Source organism: Kitasatospora sp. NPDC097643 (assembly GCF_040302625.1).
Lineage (GTDB): Bacteria > Actinomycetota > Actinomycetes > Streptomycetales > Streptomycetaceae > Kitasatospora.
On record NZ_JBEOSA010000092.1, the window covers coordinates 1 to 16,121 of the forward strand.

General features: G+C 71.5%; 16 protein-coding genes. All 16 read right to left on the reverse strand.

Translation table 11 applies throughout. The features are described 5' to 3' along the window. Positions 1-139: 139 nt before the first annotated feature. Positions 140-2,554, reverse strand: a complete 2,415-nt coding sequence (locus ABTY15_RS36305) for a RelA/SpoT family protein (protein ID WP_502893675.1) — start codon at positions 2,552-2,554, stop codon at positions 140-142. A 202-nt stretch (positions 2,555-2,756) separates the two neighbouring features. Continuing rightward, positions 2,757-3,308, reverse strand: coding sequence for an adenine phosphoribosyltransferase (locus ABTY15_RS36310; RefSeq protein ID WP_350605399.1), 552 nt, complete (start codon positions 3,306-3,308; stop codon positions 2,757-2,759). Positions 3,309-3,335: 27 nt separating this feature from the next. Continuing rightward, positions 3,336-4,430 (reverse strand): protein translocase subunit SecF, encoded by a 1,095-nt coding sequence (gene secF, locus ABTY15_RS36315; protein ID WP_350605403.1) that lies wholly within the window; start codon positions 4,428-4,430, stop codon positions 3,336-3,338. Positions 4,431-4,434: 4 nt separating this feature from the next. Next, positions 4,435-6,303, reverse strand: a complete 1,869-nt coding sequence (gene secD / locus ABTY15_RS36320; RefSeq protein WP_502893674.1) for a protein translocase subunit SecD — start codon at positions 6,301-6,303, stop codon at positions 4,435-4,437. A gap of 146 nt (positions 6,304-6,449) precedes the next feature. Further along, positions 6,450-6,857 (reverse strand): preprotein translocase subunit YajC, encoded by a 408-nt coding sequence (yajC, locus tag ABTY15_RS36325; protein ID WP_350605405.1) that lies wholly within the window; start codon positions 6,855-6,857, stop codon positions 6,450-6,452. A gap of 273 nt (positions 6,858-7,130) precedes the next feature. Then, positions 7,131-8,234: a Holliday junction branch migration DNA helicase RuvB gene (ruvB, locus tag ABTY15_RS36330; protein ID WP_350605409.1), complete on the reverse strand. Its 1,104-nt coding sequence runs from the start codon at positions 8,232-8,234 to the stop codon at positions 7,131-7,133. A gap of 46 nt (positions 8,235-8,280) precedes the next feature. Then, on the reverse strand, positions 8,281-8,892 hold the full coding sequence (ruvA, locus tag ABTY15_RS36335) for a Holliday junction branch migration protein RuvA (RefSeq protein WP_350605410.1): 612 nt from the start codon (positions 8,890-8,892) through the stop codon (positions 8,281-8,283). After that, a complete protein-coding gene (ruvC, locus tag ABTY15_RS36340) occupies positions 8,889-9,446 on the reverse strand; it encodes a crossover junction endodeoxyribonuclease RuvC (RefSeq protein ID WP_350605413.1) in 558 nt (185 codons plus the stop codon). Before ruvC ends, ruvA begins: the two co-directional genes overlap by 4 nt. Positions 9,447-9,576: 130 nt before the next feature. Next, positions 9,577-10,335 (reverse strand): YebC/PmpR family DNA-binding transcriptional regulator, encoded by a 759-nt coding sequence (locus ABTY15_RS36345; protein WP_049651428.1) that lies wholly within the window; start codon positions 10,333-10,335, stop codon positions 9,577-9,579. A gap of 79 nt (positions 10,336-10,414) precedes the next feature. Continuing rightward, the gene (pdxT, locus tag ABTY15_RS36350) at positions 10,415-11,038 is read right to left on the reverse strand and encodes a pyridoxal 5'-phosphate synthase glutaminase subunit PdxT (RefSeq protein WP_350605414.1); all 624 of its coding nucleotides are present in this window, start codon (positions 11,036-11,038) and stop codon (positions 10,415-10,417) included. A gap of 97 nt (positions 11,039-11,135) precedes the next feature. Next, entirely contained in the window at positions 11,136-12,047 is a 912-nt protein-coding gene (gene pdxS, locus ABTY15_RS36355) for a pyridoxal 5'-phosphate synthase lyase subunit PdxS (protein ID WP_350605416.1), read from the reverse strand. Between the two features lie 128 nt (positions 12,048-12,175). Beyond that, on the reverse strand, positions 12,176-12,676 hold the full coding sequence (locus tag ABTY15_RS36360; RefSeq protein ID WP_350605443.1) for a hypothetical protein: 501 nt from the start codon (positions 12,674-12,676) through the stop codon (positions 12,176-12,178). A 74-nt stretch (positions 12,677-12,750) separates the two neighbouring features. Beyond that, positions 12,751-13,116 carry a 5-carboxymethyl-2-hydroxymuconate Delta-isomerase gene (locus ABTY15_RS36365; protein ID WP_350605419.1) on the reverse strand — a complete coding sequence of 122 codons (366 nt, stop codon included), beginning with the start codon at positions 13,114-13,116 and terminating at the stop codon, positions 12,751-12,753. Between the two features lie 122 nt (positions 13,117-13,238). Further along, on the reverse strand, positions 13,239-14,423 hold the full coding sequence (locus ABTY15_RS36370; RefSeq protein ID WP_350605420.1) for a glycosyltransferase family 4 protein: 1,185 nt from the start codon (positions 14,421-14,423) through the stop codon (positions 13,239-13,241). A 50-nt stretch (positions 14,424-14,473) separates the two neighbouring features. After that, positions 14,474-15,448 carry a phosphatidylinositol mannoside acyltransferase gene (locus ABTY15_RS36375; protein ID WP_350605423.1) on the reverse strand — a complete coding sequence of 325 codons (975 nt, stop codon included), beginning with the start codon at positions 15,446-15,448 and terminating at the stop codon, positions 14,474-14,476. 16 nt (positions 15,449-15,464) lie between these two features. Beyond that, positions 15,465-16,112 (reverse strand): phosphatidylinositol phosphate synthase, encoded by a 648-nt coding sequence (pgsA, locus tag ABTY15_RS36380; RefSeq protein WP_350605425.1) that lies wholly within the window; start codon positions 16,110-16,112, stop codon positions 15,465-15,467. Positions 16,113-16,121 lie beyond the last annotated feature (9 nt).

The window sequence follows — 16,121 nt, forward strand, 5'->3', positions numbered from 1 at the left end:
AGGACCTTCCGGCCTTGAGCCACCGTCCGGTTCTCCCGGATCTTGAACATTGCACCCCTTGAACTGGGGTGTTGCAACGACCACTAGAACTCAAGACGTCCCCGGGGGCCTTCCTCATGCGCTCGTCCTCAGGCGCTCGTCACTTGCGGGCCGAGGTGACCCGGTAGACGTCGTACACTCCCTCGACGCCGCGCACCGCCTTGAGCACGTGGCCGAGGTGCTTGGGGTCGCCCATCTCGAAGGTGAAGCGGCTCATCGCGACCCGGTCGCGGGAGGTCTGCACCGCCGCCGACAGGATGTTGACGTGCTGGTCGGAGAGCACCCGGGTGACGTCCGAGAGCAGCCGGGAGCGGTCCAGCGCCTCGACCTGGATCGCCACCAGGAAGACCGAGGACTGGGTGGCGGCCCACTCGACGTCGATGATCCGCTCCGGCTGCTGGCTCAGCGCGTCGACGTTGACGCAGTCGGCACGGTGCACCGAGACGCCGTTGCCGCGGGTCACGAAGCCGACGATCGGGTCGCCCGGCACCGGGGTGCAGCAGCGGGAGAGCTTGACCCAGACGTCCTCGACGCCCTTGACGATCACGCCCGGGTCGCCCTTGGCCCGGCGGCGCACCGCCCGGCGGTCGTGGGTCGGGGTGGCGGTCTCGGCCAGGTCCTCGGTGGCGCCCTCCTCGCCGCCGAGCGCCTGCACCAGCTTCTGGACGATGTTCTGCGCGGCGACGTGCCCCTCGCCGATCGCGGCGTAGAGCGAGGAGATGTCGGGGTAGCGCATCTCGTGGGCCAGGGTGACCAGCGAGTCGCCGGTCAGGATCCGCTGGATCGGCAGGCCCTGCTTGCGCATCGCCCGGACGATCGCCTCCTTGCCGTGCTCGATCGCCTCCTCGCGGCGCTCCTTGGAGAACCAGGCGCGGATCTTGTTGCGGGCGCGCGGCGACTTGACGAAGCCCAGCCAGTCCCGGGACGGCCCGGCGTTCTCCGCCTTGGAGGTGAACACCTCGACCGAGTCGCCGTTCTCCAGGGTCGACTCCAGCGGCACCAGCCGCCCGTTCACCCGGGCCCCTATGGTCCGGTACCCGACCTCGGTGTGGACGGCGAAGGCGAAGTCCACCGGGGTCGCGCCGGCCGGCAGGGCTATCACGTCGCCCTTGGGCGTGAAGACGAAGACCTCGTTGCTGGCCAGGTCGAAGCGGAGCGACTCCAGGAACTCGCCCGGGTCGGCGGTCTCCTTCTGCCAGTCCAGCAGCTGCCGCAGCCAGGCCATCTCGTTGACGGCGCCGGCCTTGTCGTCCTTGCGGGTCTGGGTCGGGGTGTCGGTGCGGACCTTGGACGAGCCGGCCACCGCGCGCTGCTTGTACTTCCAGTGCGCCGCGATGCCGTACTCGGCCCGGCGGTGCATGTCGAAGGTGCGGATCTGGAGTTCGACGGGCTTGCCGCCGGGACCGATCACCGTGGTGTGCAGCGACTGGTACATGTTGAACTTGGGCATCGCGATGTAGTCCTTGAACCGCCCCGGCACCGGGTTCCACCGCGCGTGGATGGTGCCCAGCGCCGCGTAGCAGTCGCGGACGGTGTCGACCAGGACCCGGATGCCCACCAGGTCGTAGATCTCGGCGAAGTCCCGGCCCCGGACGATCATCTTCTGGTAGACCGAGTAGTAGTGCTTCGGCCGGCCGGTGACGGAGGCGGTGATCCGAGCGCCGCGCAGGTCCCCCTGGACCTGGTCGATGACGGTCGCCAGGTACTCGTCCCGCTTGGGGGCGCGCTCGGCGACCAGCCGGACGATCTCGTCGTACATCTTGGGGTAGAGGATCGCGAAGGCGAGGTCCTCCAGCTCCCACTTGATGGTGTTCATGCCCAGCCGGTGCGCCAGCGGGGCGTAGATCTCCAGCGTCTCGCGGGCCTTCTTCTCCTGCTTCTCCCGCTTGAGGTAGCGCATGGTGCGCATGTTGTGCAGCCGGTCGGCGAGCTTGATCACCAGGACGCGCGGGTCCTTGGCCATCGCGACGACCATCTTGCGGACGGTCTCGGCCTGCGCCGCCTCGCCGAACTTGACCCGGTCCAGCTTGGTGACGCCGTCGACCAGCAGGGCCACCGAGTCGCCGAAGTCCTTGCGCAGGGTCTCCAGGCCGTAGTCGGTGTCCTCGACGGTGTCGTGCAGCAGCCCGGCCATCAGGGTCGGGGCGTCCATGCCGAGCTCGGCCAGGATGGTGGCCACCGCCAGCGGGTGGGTGATGTACGGGTCGCCGCTCTTGCGCTTCTGCCCCCGGTGCCACTTCTCGGCGACCGCGTAGGCCCGCTCGATGTCCCGCAGCAGGGCCGGGTCGGCCTTCGGGTCGTTCGCCCGGATCGAGCGGAACAGCGGCTCCAGCACGGGGTTGAGCACGCTGGAGCGCTGGCCGCCGAGGCGGGCCAGCCGGGCGCGCATGCCGCCGGGGCTGGCGGACCGCCCGGAGGGGGTGAGCGATCGCGAGGAGGTCGGCGCCGGGCGTGCCGGGGTGGCCCCCGAGGGCGTGGGACGGTTTTCGGGGGCGGCCGATGCGGCCGTGGGCACAACCTCGTCGGGCAAGGACACTCCTCGGGGCACCGGGCCGGCCCCTCACACGGACCGCGCCGCCTGGCACAACCGGGAGGGGATGAATCTTCATGGTACCGAGCCCGGCCGCCCGGTGTTCAGCGGCCCGGCTCCGACGGCGTCCGGGAACGACGAAGAGCGGCGGTCGGATGGATCCGACCGCCGCTCCTCGCTCCGGCCCTCAGACCGTGACCAGCGTCTCCAGCGGGGCGTCGCCCAGGTGCGCGGCCAGCCGCTCGCGGCCGTCCAGGAAGCCCAGCTCCATCAGCACCACGACGCCCGCCAGCTCGGCACCGGCCTCCTTGACCAGGTCCAGCGAGGCACCGATGGTCCCGCCGGTGGCCAGCACGTCGTCCACCACCAGCACCCGCTCACCGGGCGCGAAGGCGTCGCACTGCACCTCCAGCGTCGCCGAGCCGTACTCCAGCTCGTACGAGCGCCGGAACACCTCGCCGGGCAGCTTGCCCGCCTTGCGGATCGGCACGAAGCCGAGCCCGGCCGCGACGGCCGCCGGGGCCGCCAGCACGAAGCCGCGCGCCTCCAGGCCCACCACCTTGGTCGCCCCGAGCTCCTTCGCCCGGTCCGCCAGCGCCCGGGTCAGGGCGCCGAAGGCCTCGGCGTCGGCCAGCAGCGGCGCGATGTCCTTGAACAGCACGCCCGGCTTCGGGTAGTCCGGGACGTCCCGGATCCGGCTGTTCAGCAGCTCGGCCAGTGCGGTGTCGGCGGTGGTCACGGTGGTGTCCTCAGGGTCGGGGTCGGCTCAGCGCTTGGTGGACGGACGGCCCTTGGCACGCGTGGTGCCGGCCGACCGGCCGCGCTGACCGACCATACCCGCCGGCAGGTCCTCGTCCGCGATCTCCTCACCCTCGGGGGCGGCATCGGCCTTGGCGGCGGCCGCGGCGCGGTGCTGGAGGACCCGCTTGCGCAGCGCCTTCATCTCCGGCTGCTCCTCCTTGAGCTGCGCCAGCAGCGGGGTGGCGACGCAGATCGAGGAGTAGGCACCGGCCGCGAGACCGATGAACAGCGCGAGCGAGATGTCGTTCAGGGTGCCGGCGCCCAGGAAGCCGCCACCGATGAACAGCAGCGCGGCGACCGGCAGCAGGGCGACCACGGTGGTGTTCAGCGAACGCACCAGGGTCTGGTTGAGGCCCGCGTTGGCCGCCTCGCTGTAGGTGAGCTTGTTCTGCTTGGTGAGCCCCTTGGTGTTCTCCTTCACGGTGTCGAAGACGACGACCGTGTCGTAGAGCGAGTACCCGAGGATCGTCAGGAAGCCGATCACCGTACCGGGGGTGACCTCGAAGCCCACCAGGGCGTAGACCCCGATGGTGATCATGAGGTCGTGGATGAGGGCGACCAGGGCGGCCACCGCCATCCGCCACTCGAAGGCGATCGCCAGGTAGGCCGTGACCAGGATCATGAAGATGATCAGACCGGTGAGCGCCTTGTTGGAGATCTGCTTGCCCCAGCTGGGGCCGATCACCTGGGCGTCGACGGTCTCCAGCGGCACCTTCAGGTTCTCGGAGAGCTTGGAGCGGATCTCGTCCGAGCTCGCCTTCTCCTCGGTGCTGACCTGGATGCGGATCTTGCCGTTGTCGGTCGACTGCACCAGCGGGTGCGAGGAGACGATCTTGTCGGCCGCGTCCTGCGCCTGCGAGACGGTGAGCCCCGGCTTGGTCACGGTGTAGACCGAGCCGCCCTTGAACTCGATGCCCAGGTGCAGGCCCATGGCCAGGCCGATCGCGGCGACCAGGACGATCACGCCGGAGATGGAGTACCAGAGCTTACGGCGCCCGACGAAGTCGAAGCTGACCTCGCCCTGGTAGAGCCGGTGGCCCAGATTGGAGAAGCGTGACACGGTGTCAGGCCTCCTTCACGGCGGCAGAGGAGGAGCTACGGCGACGGCTGCTGCGCAGCGGCGGGCGGGCGCCCAGCCGCTTCGGGTCCAGACCGGACCACGGGTGGCCGTCGCTGAAGAACTTGCGGCGGGCCAGCAGCGTGATCAGCGGCTTGGTGAAGAGGAAGATCACCACGACGTCGAGCGCGGTGGTCAGACCCAGGGTGAACGCGAAGCCCTGGACCTTGCCGACCGAGACCACGTAGAGCACGGCGGCACAGAGGAAGGACACGAAGTCCGACACCAGGATGGTGCGCCGGGCGCGCGGCCAGGCCCGCTGGACCGCCGGACGCAGCGGGGCGCCCTCGCGGACCTCGTCGCGGATGCGCTCGAAGTAGACGATGAAGGAGTCGGCGGTGATACCGATCGCGACGATCGCACCGCAGACCGCCGGCAGGTTCAGCGCGAAGCCGATCCCGCCGCCCAGCAGGCTCATGATCGAGTAGGTCAGGGCCGCCGAGACGACCAGACCGGCGATCGAGACCAGGCCGAGGCCGCGGTAGTAGACCAGCGAGTAGGCGACCACCAGCAGCATGCCGATCGCACCGGCGACCAGACCGGCCTTGAGCTGGTCGCTGCCGAGCGCCGGGGAGACGGTGGTGATGTCGCTCTTGGCGAACTCCAGCGGCAGGGCGCCGTAGCTCAGCACGTTGGAGAGGTCCTGCGCCTCGGCCTGGGAGAAGCGGCCGGAGATGACCGCGCTGCCGCCCGGGATCGGGCCGTTGACCTGCGGGTGCGAGACCACCTGGTTGTCCAGGACGATCGCGAACTGGTTGGTCGGCGGGGTCAGGGCCGAGATCTGGCCGGTGACCTTGGCGAAGGCGTCGGTGCCGGTGCCGTTGAACTGGAGCTGGACCTGCCAGCCGGCACCGGTCTGGGTGTCGAGGGTGGCCTGGGCCTTGGAGACGTCCGAGCCCTTCACGGCGGCGGGGCCGAGGGCCAGCTTCTCGTAGTAGCCGTTCTCGGGCTTCTGCGAGCAGGCGACGACGGCCTTGTCCTCGGGGCCGGACTGGTTGTTGCGGACCTCGGGCTTGGAGCAGTCGAGCTGGGCGAAGGCGGCCTGGAGCTCCGGCGGCACGGTGCCCTGGGTCAGCGCGGCGCTGACGTCGGCCGCGCTCGGCGGGGTGGCCGGGGCGCTCGGGGCACCGGTGGCGCCAGCGGACGGCGCGCCGGAGGCGGGGGCGCTCGGGGCGGTGGCGGCGGCGCTCGGGCTGGCGTCGGCGGCCAGCGCCTCGCCGACCGCGCGGCCCTGCTTGGTGGCGCTGGCGCTCGCGCTGGGCGTGCCGGAGGCCGCGGCGGTCGCGTGGCTGCTCGGAGTGCCGGTGGCGCTCGGGGTGCCGGTGGCGCTCGGGGTACCGGTCGCGGTCGGGGTACCGGTGGCACCCGGGGTGCCGCTCGGGGCCGTCGACGGGGAGGAGGTGGGCGCGGGCGGCGTGTAACCGCTGGGCGCCACCGCGAGGACCGGACGGAAGAACAGCTTCGCGGTGGTACCCACCTGCTCGGCCGCGTTCTGCCGGTCACCGCCCTTGGGGATGTTCACGATGATCGTGTTCTCACCCTGGGTCTGGACCTCCGCCTCGGAGACACCCATTCCGTTGACACGGCGCTCGATGATCCCGGTGGCGATGTCCATGTTGGACTTGTTGATCGCCTTGGGGTCGGTCGACTTCGCGGTCAGCGTGATGCTGGTGCCGCCGGCGAGGTCGATTCCGAGCCGGGGCTTGGTGTTGCCCGTCCCGAACATGAGGGCGACCAGTCCGACGGTGACGACCAGGATGAGGGCCAGCGCCCGCCCTGGGTAGCCGTCGCGCGGGCGCGACTTGGGTGTTGCCACCTTGCTCGTTTCTCCCTGTCCATGCCACCTCCCCGCCCGGACCCCCGTCCTGCTCGTGGCGGAACGGGGGCATGGAGGTTCTGCGGCCCTGAGGTCCTGTGGGCTCGCGGCACTTCGCCGCGCAGCCGGGCGGAAGCCCGACCGTACTACTTGCTCGCGGGAGCCCCGCCCTCGGCATCGCCCTTCTCGGCGCTGTCCTTGGTGAGCGTCAGCGGCTTGTCCTCGACCGGCTCGGCCTCGGCGTCCTCGGCGTCCGGCTCGGGCAGCTCGTCATCGGCGGGGCGGCCGTTGATGATCGCGTCGTACTCCTGCGGGTCCAGGACGGCCGCGATCGCGCTCTTGGTGAAGTGGGTGACCACGCCGGGCGCGATCTCCAGCTCGACGGTCTCGTCGTTGACCGCCTTCACCTGGGCGTACAGGCCACCGATGGTGCGCACTCCGGCCCCCGGCTCCAGCGCGGTCTGCATCTGCTGCATCTGCGACTGGCGCTTCTTCTGCGACCGGAACATGAGCACGATCGCGATGATCGGGAGGAGAAGGATGATGAGGTTCACTGCAGCCAGGGTCCTTTACGGGCCGCCGGCCGGCGGCCTGTGTGGTATTGGTCGGCCCGTCAGGTGAGAGGGGCGGTCCGGCGGAGTCTAGGCGACCCCGAACTGATCGGACAACGCCAAGCATCGCATCCTGCCGCCGAAAGTGGCGAGCCTCGGCCTGCACAGTTTCCCCGGACTTCGCCCCCGGCTCCGCCGCACTCTGTGGTACCGGCGTCCGAGGAGCGAACCGGAACCCGCCCCTCACCCGATCGGCCCACGCATCTGGAAGAACGTTCAGCCCTCCTCGGCCCGGAACAGCTCCGGCTGCGCGGGCACGGCGGCCCCCCGGGCGGTCTGGACCGGCGGGGTCAGCCCGAGGTGCTGCCAGGCGGCGGCGGTGGCGATCCGGCCGCGCGGGGTGCGGGCCAGCAGGCCCTCCCGGACCAGGAACGGCTCGGCCACCTCCTCGACCGTCTCGGCCTCCTCCCCCACCGCGACCGCCAGTGTCGACAAACCGACCGGCCCGCCGCCGAACAGCCGCAGCAGCGCGTCCAGCACCGCCCGGTCCAGCCGGTCCAGACCACGGGCGTCCACCTCGTAGACGTCCAGCGCCTGGGCCGCGATCCCGCTGGTGACCACGCCGTCGTGGCGGACCTGGGCGTAGTCGCGGACCCGGCGCAGCAGCCGGTTGGCGATGCGCGGGGTGCCGCGCGAGCGCCCGGCGATCTCGGCGGCGCCGGCCGGGTCGATCTCCACGTCCAGCAGCGCGGCCGAGCGCCGCACCACCCGCTGGAGCTCGGCCGGGGCGTAGAACTCCATGTGGCCGGTGAAGCCGAAGCGGTCCCGTAGCGGGGGCGGCAGCAGACCGGCCCGGGTGGTGGCGCCGACCAGGGTGAAGGGCGGCAGCTCCAGCGGGATGGCGGTGGCGCCCGGGCCCTTGCCGACGATCACGTCGACCCGGAAGTCCTCCATCGCCATGTACAGCATCTCCTCGGCCGGCCGGGACATCCGGTGGATCTCGTCGAGGAAGAGCACCTCCCCCTCGGTGAGCGAGGAGAGGATCGCCGCGAGGTCCCCCGCGTGCTGGATGGCCGGGCCGGAGGTGATCCGGATCGGGGCGCCCAGCTCGGCCGCGATGATCATCGACAGGGTGGTCTTGCCCAGCCCGGGCGGGCCGCTGAGCAGCACGTGGTCGGGCGCGCTGCCGCGCTTGCGGGCGGCCTGGAGCACCAGCGACAGCTGCTCGCGGACCCGCTCCTGACCGATGAACTCGTCCAGCAGCTTGGGGCGCAGCGCCGCCTCGACCGCCTGGTCCTCGCCGTCGGCGGCGGCCGTGACCAGCCGGTCGGCCGGGTCGGCGTCGTACGAGCTGTCGTACGGACTGTCGTACGGACTCATCGGATAGGGCTCCAAAGTCGACAAACGGACAGATCGTCAGGTGGCTTCAGCGGGAGCGGTTGAGGCTGCGCAGCGCGAGTCGGAGCAGCGCGCCGACGTCCGGCACGGCCTGTGCCTCCGCCTCCAGGGTGACGGCGGCCACCGCCTCGTCCGCCTCGCGGGGCGCGTAGCCGAGGCCGACCAGCGCGGAGTGCAGTTGCTCGCTCCAGGGCGCCGGACCGGCGGCGATCGGCTTCTGCGCCGGAACGCTGCCGTGCGGGGCGCCCAGCTTGTTCTTGTACTCCAGCAGCAGCTTGGCCGCCTTGGCCTTGCCGATGCCGGGGACGGCGACCAGTGCCTTCTCGTCGCCGTTCGCCACCGCGGCCCGCAGCGCGTCCGGGCTGTGCACGCCGAGGATCGCCTGCGCCAGCTTCGGTCCGACGCCCGGCGCCGCCTGGAGGATCTCGAAGACCGCGCGCTCGTCGTCGTCCGCGAAGCCGAACAGGGTCAGCGAGTCCTCCCGGACCACCAGCGAGGTCGCGAGCCTGACCGGCTCACCCAGCCGCAGACCGGCCAGCGTGTTCGGCGTGCACTGCACGGCCATGCCGACCCCGCCCACCTCGACCACGGCGAGTCCGGCGGAGATGGCCGCCACGGGCCCTTGCACGAAGGCGATCACCGGCTACGGCCTTTCAGAGGAAGGGGGGCTTTCGGGGAGGTGGCGCGGGCCGCCCGGACGGCCGCCTCGATGCGGTTCGTCGCGCCGCCGCGCCAGATGTGGCAGATGGCCAGCGCCAGCGCGTCCGCGGCGTCGGCCGGTTTGGGCGGGGCGTCGAGCCGCAGCAGGCGCTGCACCATGGCCGTGACCTGGGCCTTGTCGGCCCGGCCGGAGCCGGTGACGGCGGCCTTGACCTCGCTGGGGGTGTGCAGGGTGACGGGTATCCCGCGCCTGGTCGCGCAGAGCATCGCCACCGCGCTGGCCTGGGCGGTGCCCATCACCGTCCGGACGTTGTGCTGGGCGAAGACCCGCTCGACGGCCACCAGGTCGGGCCGGTGCTCGTCCAGCCAGGCCTCGATGCCCTGCTCGACCAGCAGCAGCCGCTGCCCGATCTCCGCCTCGGCGGGAGTGCGCACCACGCCGACCCCGGCCATCCGCAGCGGCCGCCCCGGCGCGCCGTCGACCACGCCGACCCCGCACCTGGTCAGCCCCGGGTCCACGCCCAGTACCCGCACGTCACGCCCCGCCTTCCGTCTCCGACCTGCGTCGTCTCCGACCTGCGAAGGCTACCGCCCGGGTCGGACAGTGCCGCCAAAGACACCGGCCCGGCGGTCGTGGGACCACCGGGCCGGGGAGTGAGAACGATCACTCGGCGTCGAGCTGCGCACCGACCTCGTCGGAGATGTCGAAGTTGGCGAAGACGTTCTGCACGTCGTCGCTGTCCTCCAGCGCGTCGATCAGCTTGAGGATCTTGCGGGCGCCGTCGACGTCCAGCTCGACCTGCATGCTCGGGAGGAAGTTGGCCTCGGCCGAGTCGTAGTCGACGCCGGCGTCCACCAGGGCGGTGCGGACGGCGACCATCTTGGACGCCTCGGAGACGATCTCGAAGGAGTCGCCGAGGTCGTTGATCTCCTCGGGCTCCTGGTCGAGGACGACCTCGAAGAGCTTGTCCTCGTCCACGCCGTCGGCCTTGGGGACGATGACGACGCCCTTGCGGGTGAACAGGTACGACACCGAGCCCGGGTCGGCCATCGAGCCGCCGTTGCGGGTCATCGCGACGCGCACGTCGGAGGCGGCGCGGTTGCGGTTGTCGGTGAGGCACTCGATCAGGACGGCGACACCGTTCGGGCCGTAGCCCTCGTACATGATCGTCTGGTAGTCGGCACCGCCGGCCTCCAGGCCACCGCCGCGCTTGACGGCGCGGTTGATGTTGTCGATCGGGACGGAGCTCTTCTTCGCCTTCTGGATGGCGTCGTAGAGGGTCGGGTTGCCCGCCGGGTCGGGACCGCCGGTGCGCGCCGCCACCTCGATGTTCTTGATCATCTTGGCGAAGAGCTTGCCGCGCTTGGCGTCGATCACGGCCTTCTTGTGCTTGGTGGTAGCCCACTTAGAGTGGCCGGACATCGCCAGCTCCTTTACGTCGCCAAAGGGAAGTGAAACAGATGAGATCTTACCGGTGTCGTCACCGGTAAGGCGCACACGGTCAGCGTGCGGCGACCGCGAGGTGCTCCTCGACCATCCGCACGAAGTACGCGTGCACCCGGTGGTCACCGGTCAGCTCCGGGTGGAACGACGTGGCCAGCAGGTTTCCCTGACGGACCGCCACGATCCGGCTCTCCGGGCCGTCCGCCGCGGGCAGCTCGGCCAGCACCTCGACGCCCGCGCCGACCGCCTCGACCCAGGGGGCGCGGATGAACACGCCGTGCACCGGCGCGTCGTCCATCCCCTTGAAGGCGATCCCGGACTCGAAGGACTCGTTCTGCCGGCCGAAGGCGTTGCGGCGCACGGTCATGTCGATGCCGCCGACGGTCTCCTGGTCCTCCCGGCCGTCGAGGATCTTGTCGGCCAGCATGATCATGCCCGCGCAGGTGCCGTACACCGGCATGCCGGCGGCGACCCGCTCGCGCAGCGGGTCCATCACGCCGAACAGCAGCGCGAGCTTGGACATGGTGGTGGACTCCCCGCCGGGGATCACCAGCGCGTCGACCTCGGCCAGCTCCTCGGCACGGCGCACCGGGCGGGCGAGCGCGTCGGCCTCGGCCAGCGCGACCAGGTGCTCGCGGACGTCGCCCTGCAGGGCGAGGACGCCGATGACTGGAGTGCTCACGGTCTTCAACCTCGTTCGATCGATCTACGGAAGTACGTGGCGCGGCCCGCCGCGCGCCAAGGCTGCGCGGCGGGCCGGCACAGGAAAACGGGGCGGACTACCAGCCGCGGTTGGCGTAGCGCTCGGTCTCCGGCAGGGTGTCGCAGTTGATGCCGACCATGGCCTCGCCGAGGTTGCGGGAGGCGTCCGCGATGATCTTCGGGTCGTCGAAGAAGGTGGTGGCCTTCACGATGGCGGCGGCGCGCTTGGCCGGGTCGCCCGACTTGAAGATGCCGGAGCCGACGAAGACGCCCTCGGCGCCCAGCTGGCGCATCAGCGCGGCGTCGGCCGGGGTGGCGACGCCACCGGCGGAGAACAGCACGACCGGCAGCTTGCCGAGCTCGGCGACCTCCTTGACCAGCTCGTACGGAGCGCGCAGCTCCTTGGCGGCGGCGTACAGCTCGTTGTGGTCCAGGGCGCGCAGGTGGCCGATCTCGTTCTTGATCTGGCGCAGGTGGCGGACCGCCTCGACGACGTTGCCGGTGCCGGCCTCGCCCTTCGAGCGGATCATGGCCGCGCCCTCGGCGATGCGGCGCAGGGCCTCGCCCAGGTTGGTGGCGCCACAGACGAAGGGGGTGGTGAAGGCCCACTTGTCGGAGTGGTTGACCTCGTCGGCCGGGGTGAGCACCTCGGACTCGTCGATGTAGTCGACGCCCAGCGACTGGAGCACCTGGGCCTCGACGAAGTGCCCGATGCGGGACTTGGCCATCACCGGGATGGAGACCGCGTCGATGATCTCCTCGATCATGTTCGGGTCGGACATGCGGGCCACGCCGCCGTCCTTGCGAATGTCGGCGGGGACCCGCTCCAGGGCCATGACGGCCACCGCGCCGGCGTCCTCGGCGATCTTCGCCTGCTCGGCGTTGACCACGTCCATGATCACACCGCCCTTGAGCTGCTCGGCCATGCCGCGCTTCACCCGGGCGGTGCCGATCTGCGGCTGGTCTGCGGTGGTGGGGGTGCTGGACACGTGAGACCTCACTCGATGATGAACCAGTGCTATCGCCCTATGGTAGGCGGAAAATGGGGCCTCTCCATGCGCCACCAAGTCCAGCCCGGACGACGGGATGCGACAAACGGGCCGTATCCGAGCCAAGCCTAGGCGGGTGCTCCCTCGGGCGTGAGAGCGGGCGGCGGAGCGTCGTCCATCTCGAACGCCAGCGGGAACGGCGCCCGCCCGGCCAGCCGGAAATACCGCACCAGCCGGTGCTCGCGCACCGCCCGGGCCGCCCGCACCGCGTCGTTGTGGAACCGGCGGGCCATCGGCACCCGGCGCACCGCGGCGGTCAGGTCCTTCACCGCCTCCTCGCCCCCCGGCTCGGCCACCAGCGCCGCGACCTGCTCCGGCTCCGCGAACACCGCCCGCAGCGCCAGGCTCAGCTGGCTCTCCGCCACCTCACGCTGCTCGTCCTCGGCCTGCCGAGCCGCGTGCGCCGCGTCCAGCAGCAGCAGCGAGGCCGCCGGGTCCAGCAGCGAGGACGTGGCCAGCTCCATCGCCACCGAGGCCCGGCGGACCAGCTGCGCGTCCAACGCCGCACGGGCGGCGTCGATCCGGGCGTGCAGCCGGTCCAGCCTGCCCGCCGTCCAACTCAGGTACATGCCGAACAGCACCACGGCCACGCCGGCCCAGATCCAGGTAGTCACGGGGCGCAACGCTACCGGGTGTCACCGGCTCACCCCTCGACGGTGGCGTTGCGGTACCCCTCCCGATCGATCTCGGCGATGTTCACCGCGGTGAACAGCCGGTGCCCCGCCGGCGGCCGCACGTGCTGCGCCACCACCGCCAGCACGCCGTCCCGCAGCGCGGCCTTCGCCTCCGGCGCGCGACCGGGGAACATCTGGAACTCGACGAACACCTGGGCGTCCCCGGCCCCGACCGTCCCCACCACGAGCTCCTCGCTCGGACGGAACACGGTCTTGCAGGACTCCGGCTTCGCGTCGATGGTTTCCTCGGCCAGCCGGTTGATCGCCAGGCCCAGCTCCCGGCGGTCGAAGGTACCGGCCAGGCTCGACGAGTAGTCCACGGAAATCTGCGGCATCGCTTGCCCCCACGAATCAGCTGTCACGGTCGTCGCTCGACCCTAACGCCCGGCCGCCCGCGATCGATCCCGAACCGGCGTACAGGACCGGTCCCGGATCAGCCCCGGACCGGCCCCCGGTGTCAGTCCCGGGCCAGCCCGAAGAGCCCGCGCCGACCGCCGCGCACGTCCTCCGCGACCACCGCCGCGGCCCCCGCCGTCACCGTCTCGTACACCGCCAGGATGTCCGCGCCGACGGTCGACCAGTCGAACCGCCGCACGTGCCGCGAGGCCGCCTTGCGCAGCTCCTCCAGCCGGGCCGGATCGCCCAGCAGCCGCAGCGCCGTGCGCGCCAGCGCGTCCGCGTCCTCCACCGGGAACAGCTCGCCCGCGTCCCCGCCGTCCAGCACCTGCTTGAACGCGTCCAGGTCGCTGGCCAGCACCGGCGCACCCGCCGACATCGCCTCGACCAGGATGATCCCGAAGCTCTCGCCGCCGGTGTTCGGCGCCACGTACAGGTCCACGCTGCGCAGCAGCCGGGCCTTGTCCCGGTCGCTCACCATGCCGAGGAACTCGACCTGCGCACGGACCTCCGGCGCCAGGCCCGCGACGGCCTCCTCCTCGTCGCCCTTGCCCGCCACCAGCAGCCGCACCCCCGGCCGCTCGGCGAGGATCTTCGGCAGCGCCGCCAGCAGCGTCGGCAGGCCCTTGCGCGGCTCGTTGATCCGGCCGATGAAGCCGATCGTGCCCGGCTCCCCGGCCGCCGCACCGCCGGTCCAGCGCTCGTCCGGCTCGGCGTCGGCGAAGAAGCCGACGTCCACGCCGTTGGGGATCACCACGGCGTCCCCGCCCAGGTGCTCCACCAGCGTGCGTCGGGCGTACTCCGACACCGCGATCCGGGCCCGCATCTTCTCCAGGCCGGGCTGAAGGATCGGCGAGGCCGCGATCATCGCGCGCGAGCGCGGGTTCGAGGTGTGGAACGTCCCCACCATCGGCCCGGACGCCGACCAGGCGGCCAGCATCGACAGGCTCGGCGAGGCCGGCTCGTGCACGTGCAGGATGTCGAACCGCCCCTCGTGCAGCCACCGCCGCACCCGCGCCGCCGACAGGATGCCGAAGCTCAGCCGCGCCACCGACCCGTTGTACGGCACCGCCACCGCCCGCCCGGCCGAGACCACGTACGGCGGCAGCGCCTCGTCGTCCTCGGCCGGCGCCAGCACCGACACCTGGTGGCCCAGGCCGATCAGGTGCTCGGCCAGGTCCCGGATGTGGAACTGCACCCCACCGGGGACGTCCCAGTCGTACGGGCAGACGATGCCGATCTTCACGGGTTCCTCTAGCTCCTTCAGGTGTGCGGGCCGACCGTACGGGCCGGGATTCAGGACCCGGAGGCCTCAGCCGCGGGCTCGGCGGCCGGCTCCGGGGCCGCCTCGGGGCGCGGCGCGGCCGCCGCTCCCACCGTCTCACGGGCCGGCAGGTCGGCGAGCCAGAACCGTTGCAGCATGTGCCAGTCCTCGGGGTGCTCGCGGATCCCCTGCTCCCACAGGTCCGCCATCGCCTGCGTCATCGCCAGCGTCCGGGCCTTGCGGTCGCCCTCCTCGGGCACCGCGACCTCCGGGTGGATCACCGCCCGCAGCACCGGGCCGTCGTACCAGAGCGTCACCGGCAGCAGCGCCGCCCCGGTGCGCTGGCACAGCGCCGCCGGACCGGCCGGCATCCGGGTCGCCTCACCGAAGAAGGACACCTCGATGCCCGCCTCGGACAGGTCTCGGTCCCCCACCAGGCAGACCAGCCGACCCTCACGCAGCCGCCGCGCCAAGGTGCCGATCACGTTCACCCCGCCACCGGTCAACGCCAGGACCTCCATGCCCTGACCCTCCCGGAACGCCACGAAGCGGTCGAACAGCCGCTCCGGCTTCAGCCGCTCCGCGACCGTGGTGAACGGGTACCCCAACTGCGCGACCCAGGTGCCCGCGAGGTCCCAGTTGCCCATGTGCGGCAGCGCTATCACCGCGCCGCGCCCCGACTCCAAGGCCTCCCGCAGGTGCCCGAAGCCCGCCACCTGGACGTCCCGCGCCACCCGCTCCCGGCTCCACACCGGCAGCCGGAACGACTCCATCCAGTACCGCAGGTACGAACGCATCCCGGCCCGGGACAGCGCCCGCAGCCCCGCCTCGTCCAGCTCCGGACGGACCCGGCGCAGGTTCGCCTCCAGCTGGAGCACCCGCTTGCCGCGCCGGCGCCACGCGTAGTCCGCCAGCCGGTCGAACAGGCCCCGCGCCACCCGCTCCGGCAGGTGCTTCAGCACCGCCCAGCCCAGCGCGTACGCCCAGTACACCAGTCGGTCCGTCACCGCAGGACGCCCCCCATCAGCTCCCGGCCGCCGCTCGGTCGGCCTCGAACGCCTCCCGGCGCACGGTCAGCATCCGCTGGAACACCGTCACCAGGCTGCCCGCGGCCACCAGCCACAGCGCCACCGGCAACAGCCACTCCACGTACGGCACCCCGAAGGCGTGCAGACCCGAGATCCCGGCCGCCACCAGGCTGGCCACCAGCCGTTCGGCCCGCTCCACCAACCCCGACACGTCGCACGGCAGCCCCTGGCTCTCCGCCCGGGCCTTGGTGTACGACACCACCAGACCGCTCGCCAGACAGAAGATCGCCACCGCGCAGAGCAGGTTGTCGTTCCCCCCGCCCGCGTACCACATGGCCAGACCGCCGAAGATCGCCGCGTCCGCCACCCGGTCCAGCGTGGAGTCGAGGAACGCCCCCCACTTGGTGCTCCGGCCCAGCTGGCGGGCCATGTTCCCGTCCACCAGGTCCGAGAAGATGAACAGCGTGATCGTGATGGTGCCCCAGAAGAACTCCCCGCGCGGGAAGAACACCAGCGCACCGGCCACCGAACCGGCGGTACCGATCAGCGTCACGGCGTCCGGGCTCACGCCCAGCCGGATCAGGAACGCGGCGAACGGGGTCAGAACACGTGTGAAGAAGGCACGCGCGTATTTGTTGAGCATGGCCTTCCC

What these genes read in the sequence shown, in the direction of transcription:
- pgsA (WP_350605425.1), bottom strand. Translation starts at nt 16,112, where the DNA reads ATGCTCAACAAATACGCGCGTGCCTTCTTCACACGTGTTCTGACCCCG.
- ABTY15_RS36360 (WP_350605443.1), bottom strand. Translation starts at nt 12,676, where the DNA reads ATGTACCTGAGTTGGACGGCGGGCAGGCTGGACCGGCTGCACGCCCGG.
- ruvB (WP_350605409.1), bottom strand. Translation starts at nt 8,234, where the DNA reads ATGAGTCCGTACGACAGTCCGTACGACAGCTCGTACGACGCCGACCCG.
- ABTY15_RS36345 (WP_049651428.1), bottom strand. Translation starts at nt 10,335, where the DNA reads ATGTCCGGCCACTCTAAGTGGGCTACCACCAAGCACAAGAAGGCCGTG.
- ABTY15_RS36365 (WP_350605419.1), bottom strand. Translation starts at nt 13,116, where the DNA reads ATGCCGCAGATTTCCGTGGACTACTCGTCGAGCCTGGCCGGTACCTTC.